Source organism: Corynebacterium sp. HMSC11E11 (genome assembly GCF_001807025.1).
GTDB classification, from domain to species: domain Bacteria; phylum Actinomycetota; class Actinomycetes; order Mycobacteriales; family Mycobacteriaceae; genus Corynebacterium; species Corynebacterium freneyi.
On sequence record NZ_KV787115.1, the window covers coordinates 22654 to 36399 of the forward strand.

Below are 13746 nucleotides of genomic sequence, written 5' to 3' on the forward strand. Positions count from 1 at the left end.
CCGCGCGCCCACGGGCGGTGTGCGGCGGAAATGGGACCAGGGAGTTGCGGGAGGGCGTACCGCGCGCCTACGGGCGGTGTGGTGGTTTCGGCGGCATGATGGGCGCGTGGCCGCTCGATTCCGTTATTCACCTTCCGATTTCGACCGCATCCTGCGTGAGGGGGCGAAGCAGTCGCTGCTGCCGGGGGCGGAGGTGGTGGAGGCGCATCGTACGGCGTTTTCCCGGGATCGTGCGCGTGTGCTGCATTCGGCTGCTTTGCGACGGTTGGCGGATAAGACTCAGGTCGTGGGGCCGCATGAGGGTGATACGCCGCGTACTCGTTTGACGCATTCGTTGGAGGTGGCGCAGATTGCGCGGGGGATTGCGGCGGAGTTGGGCGCGGATGAGGATTTGGCGGAGTTGGCGGGGTTGACCCATGACATCGGTCATCCGCCGTACGGGCATAACGGGGAGCGGGCGTTGGATGAGATTGCCGCAGGGTGCGGTGGTTTCGAGGGGAATGCCCAGACGTTGCGCATTTTGGCGCGTCTGGAGCCGAAGACCTTGGATGACACGGGTCATCCGTGCGGTCTGAACCTGACGCGGGCGGCGTTGGATGCGGCGTGCAAGTATCCGTGGACGCCGATCGCTCCGGATGGGACGAAGCGGGCGAAGTACGGCGCCTACCAGGAGGATGCTCCGATTTTGCAGTGGATTCGGGCGGGGGCGCCGCATGGGCGGCAGTGTCTTGAGGCGCAGATCATGGATTGGGCCGATGACGTCGCGTATTCGGTGCATGACGTCGAGGACGGGATCGTGTCGGGGCGCATCGATTTGGGGGTGTTGTGGGACACGGTGGAGTTGGCGGCGTTGGCGGACAAGGGGGCGCGGGCGTTCGGCGGGGATCCCGCGGAGCTGGTCGAGGCGGCCGGTCGGTTGGCGAGTTTGCCGGTGGTGTCGGCGGCGGCGTCGTATGACGGTTCGCTGGAGTCGATGGTGGCGTTGAAGCGGATGACGTCGGAGTTGGTGGGCCGGTTCGTCACGGCGTCGGTTGCGGGCACGAGGAGGGCGGCGCGCGAGGCGTGGGCGTCGTCGAGTGAGGCGGAGGGGATTTTCGGGCCGAAGCAGCCGATTGATCGGGCCTTGGGGCGTTATGAGGCGGATTTGGCCGTGCCGGCGGGGATCCTGGCGGAAGTGACGATGTTGAAGACCATTGCGGTGCTGTACGTGATGGATTTGCCGCGGCATATTCGCCGGCAGGATCGGGAGCGGGATCGGTTGTTCCGTGTAGCGGAGTATTTCAAGGAAGGGGCGCCCGGGGCGTTGGATCCGATGTACCGCAGGATGTACGCCCAGGCGGAGTCGGATGCGGGACGGTTGCGGGTCATCGTGGATCAGATCGCGTCGATGACGGAGTCGCGGGTGGAGCAGTTGGATCGGCAGATCGCGGGCGTTTCGGCGGCGTGGGGGTAGGCGGTCAGCCGACGAACCCGAATTCGATGGCGATGAGGGCGGCGATGAGGAAGATCACGGCGATGAGGATGGGGAAGCGCAGCATGTTCAGCGTGCCGTGGATGCGCGCGATGGCGGAGTCGGGGTTGGCGTCGGCGGCGTCGCCCATGAGCCGCAGCAGGGCGAACCAGAACATGGTGATGGTCACGGCCCACACGATCATGCAGTAGATGCACAGGGCGTGGATGTCGTAGACGGCTTGCCAGGCGAGCCAGAGGCAGAAGGCGGTGGCCAGGCCGAGGCCGGTGACGAAGGTGGCGCGGAACCAGCGGGGTAGGGCGGCGCTGACGAGCATGATGACGCCGATGGCCATGACGACGGCGAAGCCGGCGATGCCGAGCAGGGGGTTGGGGATGCCGAAGGCGGCGGCTTGTGGGCTGGTCATGACGGAGCTGCAGGTGAAGGATTCGCCGAAGGTGCAGGAGGGCACGTAGGAGGCGTTTTCGGCGAGCTCCATCTTTTCCACCGTCAGCGTCGTCGAGGAGACGAGTCCGATGAGCCCGCCGATGACGTACAGCCAGGCGAGAGGTGCCGGGGTGGTCCGGGCGGTCGGCGCGGTGCCGGTGGTCGGGCCGGTGGCGTCCGGGGTGTTCGTCGTGCCCGTGGTGCCTGTGGTGTGTGCGGTGTCAGGGGGGTTCGGGCTGTCCGGGCTGGCCGGGGGGTGGGCTGTCATGCGCGGTTCCTGGTCGGGGATGTGCGTGGTGGTTGGTGCGAGTTGGGGGCGGGGTCCGGGCGTCAGTCTTCGGCGTCGGGGATCTCGCAGAAGGACTCGAAATGGTCGTCGGTGTAGTACCAGACGTCGGGGTCATCCTCGGTCCCGCCGCCGACGACGATGCGTCGGGCGCCGCGGTGGTTGAGGCCCGGGGTGTCGACGGTGTATTCGCGGTAGTAGCTGCCGTGTTGCTTCGGCAGGACGCCTTCGTAGTTGCCGAAGTGCTTGCCGTCGTGGGCCGAGTGGATGTGGTCCTGGTTGGTCAGGATGCGGTCGACGACGTCGTCGGTCTGCGGCGGCAGCGTATCGATGGGACAGAGCCGGGTGCCATCGGCGTTGCCGGTGCTTTCGCCGCCGTCGTTGTCGCCGTTGCTGCGGTTGCCGTTGCCGCCACCGTTGCTGCGGTTGCCGTCGTTGCCCTTCGCGTTGTGCCCGTTGGCGCCGTTGCCGTTGCCGTCGGTTCCGTCGTCGGTTCCGCCGGTTCCGTCGATGCCCAGCCACGCCGCGGCCAGCGCCAGCACGAGGGCGCCGACGGTGGCGAGCGCGCCCTTGCCGCCCTTGCCTCGGTTGGTTTCGCCGCCGTTACTTCCGTCGCCGCTGCCGCCCTTGTTTCCGTCGGCGTTGCCGCCGCCGGCCCCTCCGGGGTTCCCGTTGTGTCCTGCCATGGGGGCATTTTCCCATGGGGTGGGCGTCGTAAAGCAATCGGTCCAAGTCCCCGGCGAAGCGATCCGGAGGCGCGGCTACGATGGTGGCCATGGCCAGAGGACGAATTCCCGACAGCGACATCGCGGCGATCCGCGAACGTACGCCGATCGAGGAGATCGTCGCGGAATACGTGCAGTTGAAACCGGGTGGCGCGGACTCGATGAAGGGGCTGTCGCCCTTCAAGGACGAGCGCACCCCGAGTTTCCACGTGCGCCCCAATCACGGGTACTACCACTGCTTTTCCACGGGCAAGGGCGGTGATGTCTTCAGTTTCCTGATGGAGATGGAGCACCTGACGTTCCCGGAGGCCGTGGAGGCGTGCGCGGAGCGGATCGGGTACCGCATCAACTACGAGGGCGGCGGCACCGGCAGGCGCGAGGAGCCGGGCACGCGGCAGCGGCTGATCGCGGCCAACCGTGAGGCGCAGAAGTTCTACTCCATGCAGTTGGGCAAGCCGGAGGCGGAGACCGCGCGGACGTTCCTCACCGACCGCGGGTTCACCATGGAGCAGGCCAAGCATTTCGGCTGCGGGTACGCCCCGGCGGGGTGGGACACGCTGACGAAGCATCTGCAGCGGCTGGGGTTCAGCTTCGAGGAGCTGGAGAAGGCGGGGCTGGCGCGGATGGGCCGGAAGGGGCCGATCGACCGGTTCCACCGGCGGCTGCTGTGGCCGATCCGCAACATCAGCGGCGACGTGATCGGTTTCGGTGCGCGCAAGCTTTACGACGACGACAACCTGGGCAAATACATGAACACGCCCGAGACGATGCTGTACAAGAAGTCGAAGGTGCTGTTCGGGCTGGATCACGCGAAGAAGTCGATCGCGGAGGAGCATCGGGCGGTGATCGTCGAGGGGTACACCGACGTCATGGCGATGCACGCCGCCGGGGTGACCACCGCGGTGGCGGCGTGCGGTACGGCGTTCGGCGATGAGCATCTGCAGCTGTTGCGGCGGTTGATGCTCGACGACAGTTTCTTCCGCGGCGAGTTGATCTACACCTTCGACGGCGACGAGGCCGGGCAGAAGGCCGCCATGCGCGCGTTCGAGGGCGAGCAGCAGTTCACCGGGCAGAGTTACGTGGCGGTGGCGCCGGAGGGCATGGACCCGTGCGATCTGCGGATGGAGCGGGGCGATGCGGCGGTGCGGGACCTGGTGGCGCAGCGGACGCCGCTGGTGGAGTTCGTGCTGCGGACGCTGCTGAGCGACTACGACATGACCACCCCGAACGGCCGCGTCGAGGGTTTGCGCCGGGTGGTGCCGGTGCTGGGCCAGATCCGCGATGCGGCGTTGCGCGACGAGTACGCACGCGAGGTCGCCGGTTGGGTCGGTTGGAACGACGAGGCGGAGTTGGTTCGTCGTGTTCGCGACGAGGCCCGCAATCCGTCGCGTGCGGACGGGCCGAGGCGGCGCCCGTTCCGGAAGCGTGATGAGGACGAGTACACGGGGCCGGGGTCGCCGGGCTTCGGCGGCGGGGCGGCCGCTGCGGGTGGCGGGGCGCCGGGCGGTGGTGCGGCGCGGCCGTTGCTGCCGTACCCGGATCCGCGGGACCCGGAATTGCACGTGCAGCGTGAGGCGATGAAGTTGGCGATCCAGGAGCCGGTGATCACCGGCCCGATGTTCGACGCCCTGTCGCCGGATACGTTCCCGCATCCGACGTATCGGGCGTTGTTCGACGCCACGCAGAAGGCGGGAGGGGTGGCGTCGCAAAGCGGTGGCGCGCCGTGGGTGACGGCCCTGCTGGGGCAGCTCGACGATGCCGTGGGCCGCGCCCTGGTCACGGAGCTCGGGGTGGAGGAAATCCGCGTCGATGCCGAGCAGCTGCGCGCGTACTCGTCGTCGGTGCTGGCGCGGCTGCAGGAGGTGTGGGTCGGCGGGCAGGTGGCGCAGGTGAAGTCGATGCTCGCCCGCATGCGGCCCGCCGACGACGAAGCCGCCTACCGGCAAATGTTCGCCGACCTGCTGGCCCTCGAGGACTACCGCCGCGAGCTGTTGGCGGAGTCGCTCAAGGTGCAGGTCGACTGAGGGGGAGCGGGCGGCCATTCCGGTGGTTCGGGAGGTCCGGGAAATCCTGGTTGGCTCACGTTGCGACGCCTCCGGGGCGGGTCAGGGTTCGAGTGTGCTCGCCGCGGCCCAGTTGATGGCCGCTGCGACGGCGGCGATGGGGATGCCGAAGATGAACGCTCCCGGGTAGGGCGCGGCCACGCCGTCGCCGATGCCGAAGCCCCAGGTGGCCACCAACAGGACGGCGATGGCCAACGACGCGCCGGCGATGGCCGTCACCACGCCCAGGGATGCGGTCACCGTGCCCAGCGCCGCGCCGATGGCGGCGGCCATGAGGAAGCAGACGAGGAACACCAGGAGAGTGGTCGCCCACGTCCACGCTGCGGTGCCGGCGTCGTCGACCAGGTACGGTTCGCCGTTGGTGTCCGTGAAAGGCGCGCTTCCGGCGGCGACGACGAAGGAGTCGTATCGCGTGTACCAGGGGGAGTTTCGCCAACTGAGCCACGTGCTTGCGGTGGCGACGGCCGCCAGCGCGAGGCTCCATGCGGCGGCGACGGATGCGAATCCGGCGAACCAGGTGGTTGCCGACACGTCCAGGGCGCGGACGGCGCGTACCCGGTGTGCGGCGATGCCGAAGAGGACGGCCGTCGACACCAGCGCCAGCATGTTCCAGATGAACCCGTCCCCCGCCGCGAACCTGCCGACCGCGAGGAAGAACGCGGTGGCGGCGAAGCCGATGAGCAATTCCCGTCGGGAGGGGGAGACGAAGGCGGTGATGGCGTTTTTCATGGCTAGTTCCTCGTGGTTTCGGGGGTGCGGGAGGTCGGGGTGGGGGTGGCGGTGTCGGGGCCGTCGGGTGCGCCGTGGAGGGCGAGGAGGTCGATCAGCTCGCCGTCTTCGGGTTCGGTGACGGTGACGCCTTCGGCGATGGCTCGTCGTGAAGCCGAACAGGACAGGGGGTGCGACAGCGTGACTTCCGCGATGCCGCCGAGGTGCTTCGCGGACGCGCGCGGCGTTTCGCCGGCGATGACGTCGACCATGGCCGAGGGGCCGCGCAGCGTGGGGAAGCCCGAGCGCGCGGCGTCGAGGGCGATCGGGCCGACGACGATGCCGGAGTCGGCGATGGTGGTCACGTCGTCGACGAGTCCCGCGAGGTCCTCGGAGCGGTGCGAGGTGAGCACGAGGCACAGGTCCGGGCGGTCGCCCGCGACCGCGATGACGTGGTCGCGCAGGGCACGGCGGAGACCGACGTCCAGGCCGGTGAAGGGCTCGTCGAGCAATATCGCGTCGGCGCCGGAAGACAGTGCCGTGGCGACCGAGAGGAGCTGGCGCCGCCCTGCGCTCAGTGTTGCGGTGCGGGTGCGTGCGCCGATGCCGGCGGCGGCGAGAACCTCCAGGGCGAGTTCGCGGTCGAGGCCCGGATGCCCGACGGCGGCGACGTCGAGATGCTGCCCGGCCGTGGCGCCCGCGAATCGAACGTCCGGTGCGACGCGGGCCAGCGCGGTGGTGCCCGGGCCGTGCACGGTGCCGGCGGTGACGCGCATGTGGTGGGCCAGTACCCGGAGCAGCGTCGTCTTGCCCACGCCGTTGCGCCCGATGACGCCGTGGATGCCGGGGCCGAGTTCAACGCTCGCCCGATCGAGGATGGTGTGGCCGCGGCGCCGTACGACGACGTCGGAGATTCCGATGGTCATTTCCTCTTCCTTTCTTCGGCGATCAGCCCGTCCAGCGTGGCGTCGTCGAGACCCAGTGCGCGCGCTTCGGCGAGCAGGGGACGGATGAACTCTTCGGCCAGTGCCGCCCGGCGGCGGGCCAGCACCATGTCGCGCGCGCCGGGGACGACGAACATGCCCAGGCCGCGGCGTTTTTCCAGAAGACCGTCGGCGACGAGTTCGGCGAGGGCCTTTCCGGAGGTCGTGGGGTTGACGGAGTGGAAGGCGGACAGCTCGTTGGTCGACGGAGCGCGGTCGCCTTCCCTTAACGCGCCGCTGCCGATGTGATCGCGGAGCTCGGCGGCGATGCGCGCGTAGATCGGGCGGGGATCGGCCATGAGCACCTCCTTTGGTTCATGGGTTAACCACCTATGTGGTGAACCCCTTAACCGTGACTTTAGGCATGCGAAAGCCCCGACACAAGGGGGTTTGCGGAAAATCCTTGCGCCGGGGCTACGGCGGCACCGAGGGCGGGGCCGGGGCCGAATCCGGGGGCGTGATGGCTACGATGGCGTGGCCTGGCCCAAATCCGGGAGTGTGATGGATGCGGTGGCGTCGCTTGGGCCGAATCCCGGGTCAGTAGCCCCGGCGGATCCACTCCTCGAGATGCGGCGCCTCGCGGCCGATGGTGGTGTGGTCGCCGTGGCCGGTGCGGACGATGGTGTCCTCCGGCAGGGTCAGCAGGTTGTCGCGGATCGAGTCGATGATGGTGTCGAAGTCCGAGTAGGACCGGCCGGTCGCGCCGGGCCCGCCGGAAAACAGGGTGTCGCCGGAGAACAGCTCGCCGGCTTCGGGCACGTACAGGCAGCAGGACCCGGGGGAGTGGCCCGGGGTGTTGACGACGACGACCTCGGTGCCGGCGACTTCGAGCTTTTGGCCGTGCGTCAGGGTGTCGTGGCCCAGGTCGCCCCACGTCTGCTCCCACAGCATCTGGTCGCCGGGGTGGACGAGGATCGGGGCGTCGAGCTTCTCGGACAGTTCGGGGGCGACGGTGATGTGGTCGTTGTGCGCGTGGGTGCACACGATGGCCTTCACGCGGCGGCCGGCGACGGCGTCGATGATCGGCTGGGCGGTGTGCGCGGCGTCGACGACGATGACTTCGTCGTCGTTGCCGAAGACCCAGATGTTGTTGTCGACGTCCCATTCGCCGCCGTCGAGGGCGAACGTGCCGGACGTGACGACGTGGTCGATGAGCAGGTCGCCCTGCTTTCGGATGCGGTTGGCGGCGTCGTGCGAATCGGTGCTCATTGGTGCTCTCTTCCGGTTGTCGAAAGGGATGGTGCGGTGGGGAGGGGGGCGGACGGGCTACAGCGTCACGACCGACCGCAGGACCTTGCCGGCCTTCATGGTGTCGAATGCTTCCTCGACGTCGTTCAGGTCGATGCGTTCGGTGACGAAGTCGCCCAGCGGCAGGCGGTCGTCGAGGGACAGGTCGACGAGCATGGGGAAGTCGCGTTCCGGCAGGCAGTCGCCGTACCAGCTCGACTTCAGGGAGCCGCCGCGGCCGAAGACGTCGAGCAGCGGCACCTCGAGGTTCATCGTCGGCGAGGGTACGCCGACGAGGACGACGCGGCCGGCGAGGTCGCGGGCGTAGAACGCCTGAACGTAGGTTTCGGGGCGGCCGACGGCGTCGATGACGACGTCGGCGCCGAAGCCGCCGGTGAGTTCCCGGATTTGCTTGACGACGGGGTCGTCTTCGCCGGTGGCGTCGGGTGCGGTGGCGGCGAGTTCCTTGGAGTTGATGACCTCGGTGGCGCCGAACTCGCGGGCGGTGGCGAGCTTGTCGTCGGAGATATCGACGGCAATGATCGTCGTCGCTCCGGCCAGCTTCGCGCCGGCGATGGCGGCGGTGCCGACGCCGCCGCAGCCGATCACGGCGACGGATTCGCCGCGGGTGACTTCGCCGGTGTTGATCGCGGCGCCGATGCCGGCCATGACGCCGCAGCCGAGCAGGCCGGCGACGGCGGGGTCGGCGGAGGGGTCGACCTTGGTGCACTGGCCTTCGTGGACGAGCGTCGCGTCGGAGAAGGCACCGATGCCCAGGGCCGGGGTCAGCTCGGTGCCGTCGGCAAGCGTCATGGGCTTGGATGCGTTGTGGGTGTCGAAGCAGTACTTCGGTTCGCCCTTCTTGCAGGCGCGGCACTGGCCGCACACGGCGCGCCAGTTGAGGACGACGAAGTCGCCGACCTTGACGTGGGTGACGGCGTCTCCGACCTCGGAGACGATGCCGGCGGCCTCGTGGCCGAGGAGGAAGGGGTAGTCGTCGACGATGTCGCCGTCGCGGTAGGCCAGGTCGGTGTGGCAGACGCCGCAGGCCTGGACGTCGACGATGACGTCGTTGGCGCCGGGGGCGGGGATGACGATGTCGACCATCTCCACCGGGGCGCCCTTCGAGCGGGCGATGACGCCGCGCACGGTGCGGTGGGCGCCCGCGGCGGAAGCGGCGTCGGCGGTTCCGGCGGCGCCTTCGGGGTTGTCGGAAGCTGTCCGGGGCTGGTTCGCGTCGTTGTCGGTCATGCGTCCCAGCGTAGGGAGACTTCCGGAACCATGCCCGCAGCCCGGCTCACCGCCGCATCGGCGCGGCGAAGAATTCCACCTCGTGCCAGGACGACAGTCGGAAGGCCCGGTCCATGGCGGCGCGTTCGGTGGTGGTGGCGGTGGTGGCGTGGCGGGAGCAGATGTCGATGGCCTTGGTGGTGTCGGCGTCGAAGGATTCGTCGGCGTAGGTGTCGAGCCATCGCGAGTACGGGTGGCTGGGGTGGTTGAGGGCGATGAGACGGTGGCCGATGTCGCGGTAGAGCCAGAAGCAGGGGAGGACGGCGGCGATGAGTTCGCCGTAGGAGCCGCGGGCGGCGGTGGCGACGAGGTGGTCGACGTAGGCGCGGGTGACCGGGGACGCATCGATGGCGCCGGCCCCGGTGTCGCCGGCGTCGTCGCCGAGGAAGCTGCGGTGCAGTTCCATTTCGCCGGCGAGGGCGCCGTGGGCGGCGTAGGACCAGAACATCTGCTCGTCCTGCGTCGGCGCCAGCGCGGATGCGGCGGCCAGGGCGCGGGCGTAGCCGTTGAGGTACAGGGCGTCTTGGGCGAGGTAGAAGCGGAAGGCTTCTTCGGGCAGGGTGCCGGAACCGAGGCCCTTGACGAAGTCGAGGTCGTCGATGGCGTCGCGGAGGTCGGCGATCGATTCCCACCACTGGTCGGCGATGGTGGCGGCGTTGGGGGCGAGGCCGCGTTCCCACAGTTGCGCGAAGTGGTGGATGGGGCCGCTGCCGTGTCCGACGTGGAGTTCGTCGGCGTGACGCAGGGAGGAGGTCATCCAGGACTTGGCGGTGTCGACGGCGAGCACGGGGTCGCCGGTGCGGGGCCACAGGGCGGCGATGGCCGCGGAGATGGAGCAGCCGGTGCCGTGGGTGTTGCGGGTGTCGATGCGGGGGCCGGTGAAGCGTTCGGCGGAGCCGTCGGGGCGGACGAGGGCGTCGATGACGGTGTCGTCGGTGAGGTGGCCGCCCTTGGCCAGGACGAGGACGTCGTGGGCGGCGGCGACGCCGTGGGCTTGGTCGAGGGCTTCGCCGGCGGTGGTGGCGGGGGCGGTGCCGGCGAGGACGGCCAGTTCGGGGATGTTGGGGGTGACCAGGTCGACGTGGCGCAGCAGGTCGTGCAGGGCTTTTTCGGCGTCGGCCTTGAGCAGTCGGTCGCCGGAGGTGGCGACCATGACGGGGTCGAGGACGACGATGGGGGCGGGCGTGCCCTCGGGGGAGATCGTGCCGTCGACGGATTCGCCGGAAGCCCCGTCGTCGGAGTGGCTGGTGCGCTTGGGCAGCGTGTCGAGCCAGTCGGCGACTTCGGCGATGATGGGCGCGTCGAAAAGCATGCCGATTTTGATGGCGTCGATGGTGACGTCATCGGACACCGCATCGAGTTGGGAGCGCAGGAATTCGATCGGCGGCACGTGGACGTCGCGGACCCCGGTGGTGTTCTGGCTGACGAGGGCGGTGACGACGCCCATGCCGTAGGCGCCGTGGGCGGAGAAGGCCTTCAGGTCGGCTTGCAGGCCGGCGCCGCCGCTGGGGTCGGTGCCGGCGATGGACAGCACGCGGGGGATGCGGCCGGTGACGGAGGCGCCGCAGGTGATGCAGCCGCCGTTCCAGTCGTCGGGGAACTGCCGGTATGCGGGTGTGCGTGCGTCGCCCATTGCAACATCCTTTCGCCGGTGTTGGCCGGATCAAGTTCGGCGGGTGTGTTCTCAGCCCGGTCCGTCGCGGGCACCCCGTGTCGCGCGTCACGTTAGCAAAGGTTGGGGGTTGCTTTGCGACGTCGTCCGTGGTGCCGGTCCGGCGTGCGGGTGCGGGCGCTGGTGGGGTGTGTAGCGCAGTTTCGCAATGCTCGGCGGTGGGGTGGAAATGCCGCGTGACCTGCTGATTTGGTGTCCATATGCGATCTGGGTAGAGTAATGATCCGTTGCACGGAGACGTGCCGGAGATATTCCTCCATAGCTCAATGGCAGAGCATTCGACTGTTAATCGAAGGGTTGCTGGTTCGAGTCCAGCTGGAGGAGCCAAAACAGCAGGTCAGAGGGTAAAACCTCCGGCCTGCTTTCGTCTTTTCGGTCGAAAAGGACCATTAAAGGACCGAAAAATGCAGGATTAATCCCCGCGCCGGGTGGCCGGGGTTTTCCCGTCGGCAGTCGCGCACGGTCAGATTGGGCATGAATCGTCAGTGGTCGCGCACGGTCAGGTCGGACATGAATCAGCGGTCGCGGACGATCAAGTCGGACATGAAGAGGAAGCCGTCGAGCACGACGGTCAGTCCGTTGGCCGGTGCGGATGACGAGGTCTTGTTCTTCACTTCGCCGAGCAGCGCCGTCGTGTCGTCGACGATGGCGGTGCCGGGCGGGACGATGATTTTCGCGTCGGAACAGAGGGCCTGGAAATCCAGGACGATCCGCTCGGCGGGCCAATCTGCCTGGCGCAGGTCGAGTTTCACCTCGCCGAGCAGGGCCCACCATGTGGTGTCGGCGCGCGGGGCCCAGCGTCCGGTGAACTTCTTGTCGGACAGCAGGGCGGGGCGTCCCTCTTGCCGGTCGGAGTCCGGGGTCCGGCCGATGAGCTCCAGGCCGTGGCCGGTGCGGCCCTCCGGGCGCGGTCGGTAGGGGTCGGGTTGGCGGTAGGGGTTGTCGCTCCGGGCGGTGCGCAGCGGATCCGGGGCGGGGGCGGTGTCGGCGGGGCGGGCCGATTCGATCCGTTCCAGGCGTCCCGCGATGGCGTCGAGTTCGGGGGAGTCGTCGGCGAGTTCGTCGTCCCATACCCGTGCGCAGAGCTCGTCGTACTCCCCGATGCTCAGTTCCGCGCGTCCGACGGCGGTTTCGAGCCTGGATTGGAGATGTTCGCGGCGCTCGTGGGGCGTTCCGGGGTTGGTCATGGGGTCGAAATTACCCGCTTCGGGGCCTTCTCGGTGGGGTCGGCGCGGGGGCGGACGGCGACTGCGTGGACGTCGTCAAGCCTCTGAACTGCGATGATGTGGGCGTAGCCGCAACTTAACGGGAAGTTCATCTTCCACCAATGTGATTTCCACCCTCGTTACCTACCCTGGCGTGTGCCCGGCAGGGGGAAGCTGTCGGGCGGAACAGGAGCCACGTTGCGTACCACGACCGCGACCACTGACCGAAACCCTCTGATCCGGGATGGGGAGGTGGTGGCCGCGGGCGCGACGTCGCACGGCGCCACCATCGATTCCACCCTGCCCGCAGGCGGGTCCGACGATGCCGGACGCCGGGACACGGCGCTGCGCACCTACGTGCTGGACACGTCGGTGCTGTTGTCCGACCCGCACGCGCTGCGGAAGTTCGCCGAGCACTCCGTCGTGCTGCCGTTGGTGGTGATCAACGAACTGGAGGCCAAGCGGCACCACCCCGAGTTGGGCTGGTTCGCCCGGACGGCGTTGCGCCAGCTCGAGGAGCTGCGGCACCGTCACGAGCGCCTGGATCTGCCGGTGCCCGCCAACAATGAGGGCGGCACGCTGCAGGTGGAGCTCAATCACACGGACCCGTCGGTGTTGCCGGCGGGTTTTCGCAATGATGCCAACGATCACCGTATTTTGGCCTGCGCCCTGAATTTCCGGGGGGAGGGCCGGGACACGGTGTTGGTGACCAAGGACATTCCGCTGCGGGTCAAGGCCGGTGCGGTGGGGTTGCCGGCCGACGAATATCACGCGCAGGATGTGGTGGTCACCGGCTACACGGGGTTGGCGCAGGTGGGGGTGGCGTCGGAGGACATAGATTCGTTGTTCCGCAACGGGTTCGTCGAGCTTTCCGACGATGCCGTCACCGAGGAAGGCGCGCCCGTGTCGGAGCTGCCGGTGCATTGCGGGGTGCAGTTGACCGCGGGGTCGCAGTCGGCGTTGGGCCGCATCGTGCCGGGTGGTGCGGTTCGGCTGGTTCGCGGGGATGTGGAGGCCTTCGGTCTGCGGGGCCGTTCCGCGGAGCAGCGCATCGCGCTTGATCTGCTTCTCGACGACGAGGTCGGGATCGTTTCGCTCGGCGGCCGCGCGGGCACGGGCAAGTCCGCGTTGGCGTTGTGCGCCGGCCTGGAGGCGGTGTTGGAGCATGGCCGGCATCGCAAGATCGTCGTGTTCCGGCCGCTGTACGCGGTGGGCGGGCAGAATCTCGGTTATTTGCCGGGGTCGGAGAGCGAGAAGATGAATCCGTGGGCCCAGGCGGTGTACGACACGTTGGAGGGCCTGGTCAGCGAGAACGTCATGGACGAGATCCAGGCGCGGGGGATGCTCGAGGTGCTGCCGTTGACGCACATCCGCGGCCGCAGCCTTCACGACAGTTTCGTCATCGTCGACGAGGCGCAGTCGTTGGAGCGCAACGTGTTGCTGACGGTGTTGTCGCGCCTCGGCTCGAATTCGCGGGTGGTGCTCACCCATGATGTCGCGCAGCGCGACAACCTGCGGGTCGGGCGGCATGACGGTGTTGCGGCGATCATCGAGAAGCTCAAGGGCAACGCGTTGTTCGGGCACGTGACCTTGCAGCGGTCGGAGCGGTCGCGCATCGCCGAGTTGGTGACCAACCTGCTGGAAGAGGGGTAGGACGGGTTTTCCGGGACTCGGGGAAAAACCTCCCGCG

General features: G+C 68.5%; 12 protein-coding genes, 1 tRNA gene and 1 riboswitch. Of the genes, 4 read left to right on the forward strand and 9 right to left on the reverse strand.

Annotated elements, in window-relative coordinates:
- The first annotated feature begins 106 nt into the window (after positions 1-106).
- On the forward strand, positions 107-1453 hold the full coding sequence (locus HMPREF3121_RS02240; protein WP_070519491.1) for a deoxyguanosinetriphosphate triphosphohydrolase: 1347 nt from the start codon (positions 107-109) through the stop codon (positions 1451-1453).
- Positions 1454-1457: 4 nt separating this feature from the next.
- Here HMPREF3121_RS02240 and HMPREF3121_RS02245 read toward each other — a convergent pair whose 3' ends face one another.
- Both HMPREF3121_RS02245 and HMPREF3121_RS02250 read right to left on the reverse strand, forming a co-directional pair.
- Positions 1458-2165 (reverse strand): vitamin K epoxide reductase family protein, encoded by a 708-nt coding sequence (locus HMPREF3121_RS02245; RefSeq protein WP_083291178.1) that lies wholly within the window; start codon positions 2163-2165, stop codon positions 1458-1460.
- A 62-nt stretch (positions 2166-2227) separates the two neighbouring features.
- Entirely contained in the window at positions 2228-2869 is a 642-nt protein-coding gene (locus tag HMPREF3121_RS02250; RefSeq protein ID WP_083291179.1) for a guanyl-specific ribonuclease, read from the reverse strand.
- Positions 2870-2958: 89 nt separating this feature from the next.
- Between HMPREF3121_RS02250 and dnaG the strand changes: the two genes are divergently transcribed.
- Positions 2959-4932, forward strand: a complete 1974-nt coding sequence (dnaG, locus tag HMPREF3121_RS02255; RefSeq protein ID WP_070519579.1) for a DNA primase — start codon at positions 2959-2961, stop codon at positions 4930-4932.
- 81 nt (positions 4933-5013) lie between these two features.
- On the opposite strand, the gene HMPREF3121_RS02260 is transcribed toward dnaG, so the two are convergent.
- From HMPREF3121_RS02260 to HMPREF3121_RS02285, 6 genes are all read right to left on the reverse strand, one after another.
- On the reverse strand, positions 5014-5700 hold the full coding sequence (locus HMPREF3121_RS02260) for a hypothetical protein (protein ID WP_070519493.1): 687 nt from the start codon (positions 5698-5700) through the stop codon (positions 5014-5016).
- 2 nt (positions 5701-5702) lie between these two features.
- Positions 5703-6605: an ATP-binding cassette domain-containing protein gene (locus HMPREF3121_RS02265; protein WP_070519495.1), complete on the reverse strand. Its 903-nt coding sequence runs from the start codon at positions 6603-6605 to the stop codon at positions 5703-5705.
- Positions 6602-6961: a GntR family transcriptional regulator gene (locus tag HMPREF3121_RS02270; RefSeq protein WP_035121833.1), complete on the reverse strand. Its 360-nt coding sequence runs from the start codon at positions 6959-6961 to the stop codon at positions 6602-6604. The genes HMPREF3121_RS02265 and HMPREF3121_RS02270 overlap by 4 nt, the downstream gene beginning before the upstream one ends.
- A gap of 238 nt (positions 6962-7199) precedes the next feature.
- Complete coding sequence (locus HMPREF3121_RS02275) at positions 7200-7871, reverse strand: MBL fold metallo-hydrolase (RefSeq protein ID WP_070519497.1); 672 nt, start codon at positions 7869-7871, stop codon at positions 7200-7202.
- Positions 7872-7928: 57 nt separating this feature from the next.
- Positions 7929-8996, reverse strand: a complete 1068-nt coding sequence (locus HMPREF3121_RS02280; RefSeq protein ID WP_070519580.1) for an S-(hydroxymethyl)mycothiol dehydrogenase — start codon at positions 8994-8996, stop codon at positions 7929-7931.
- A gap of 190 nt (positions 8997-9186) precedes the next feature.
- Positions 9187-10812, reverse strand: coding sequence for a bifunctional hydroxymethylpyrimidine kinase/phosphomethylpyrimidine kinase (locus HMPREF3121_RS02285; RefSeq protein ID WP_083291181.1), 1626 nt, complete (start codon positions 10810-10812; stop codon positions 9187-9189).
- Positions 10803-10900: riboswitch (TPP riboswitch) on the reverse strand. It overlaps the preceding gene by 10 nt.
- A gap of 203 nt (positions 10901-11103) precedes the next feature.
- On the opposite strand from HMPREF3121_RS02285, the gene HMPREF3121_RS02290 reads away from it, so the two are divergent.
- Positions 11104-11178, forward strand: a tRNA-Asn gene (locus HMPREF3121_RS02290).
- A gap of 188 nt (positions 11179-11366) precedes the next feature.
- Here HMPREF3121_RS02290 and HMPREF3121_RS02295 read toward each other — a convergent pair.
- Positions 11367-12038, reverse strand: a complete 672-nt coding sequence (locus tag HMPREF3121_RS02295; protein WP_070519499.1) for a LiaF domain-containing protein — start codon at positions 12036-12038, stop codon at positions 11367-11369.
- Between the two features lie 306 nt (positions 12039-12344).
- Here HMPREF3121_RS02295 and HMPREF3121_RS02300 point away from each other — a divergent pair, with 306 nt between their 5' ends.
- The gene (locus HMPREF3121_RS02300; RefSeq protein ID WP_168161354.1) at positions 12345-13709 is read left to right on the forward strand and encodes a PhoH family protein; all 1365 of its coding nucleotides are present in this window, start codon (positions 12345-12347) and stop codon (positions 13707-13709) included.
- Positions 13710-13746 lie beyond the last annotated feature (37 nt).

Excerpts from the sequence above, each read along its gene's own strand:
- HMPREF3121_RS02285 (WP_083291181.1), bottom strand. The coding sequence starts at position 10,812 with ATGGGCGACGCACGCACACCCGCATACCGGCAGTTCCCCGACGACTGG.
- HMPREF3121_RS02260 (WP_070519493.1), bottom strand. The coding sequence starts at position 5,700 with ATGAAAAACGCCATCACCGCCTTCGTCTCCCCCTCCCGACGGGAATTG.
- HMPREF3121_RS02280 (WP_070519580.1), bottom strand. The coding sequence starts at position 8,996 with ATGGTCGACATCGTCATCCCCGCCCCCGGCGCCAACGACGTCATCGTC.
- HMPREF3121_RS02250 (WP_083291179.1), bottom strand. The coding sequence starts at position 2,869 with ATGGCAGGACACAACGGGAACCCCGGAGGGGCCGGCGGCGGCAACGCC.
- dnaG (WP_070519579.1), top strand. The coding sequence starts at position 2,959 with ATGGCCAGAGGACGAATTCCCGACAGCGACATCGCGGCGATCCGCGAA.
- HMPREF3121_RS02270 (WP_035121833.1), bottom strand. The coding sequence starts at position 6,961 with ATGGCCGATCCCCGCCCGATCTACGCGCGCATCGCCGCCGAGCTCCGC.
- HMPREF3121_RS02295 (WP_070519499.1), bottom strand. The coding sequence starts at position 12,038 with ATGACCAACCCCGGAACGCCCCACGAGCGCCGCGAACATCTCCAATCC.
- HMPREF3121_RS02275 (WP_070519497.1), bottom strand. The coding sequence starts at position 7,871 with ATGAGCACCGATTCGCACGACGCCGCCAACCGCATCCGAAAGCAGGGC.
- HMPREF3121_RS02265 (WP_070519495.1), bottom strand. The coding sequence starts at position 6,605 with ATGACCATCGGAATCTCCGACGTCGTCGTACGGCGCCGCGGCCACACC.
- HMPREF3121_RS02245 (WP_083291178.1), bottom strand. The coding sequence starts at position 2,165 with ATGACAGCCCACCCCCCGGCCAGCCCGGACAGCCCGAACCCCCCTGAC.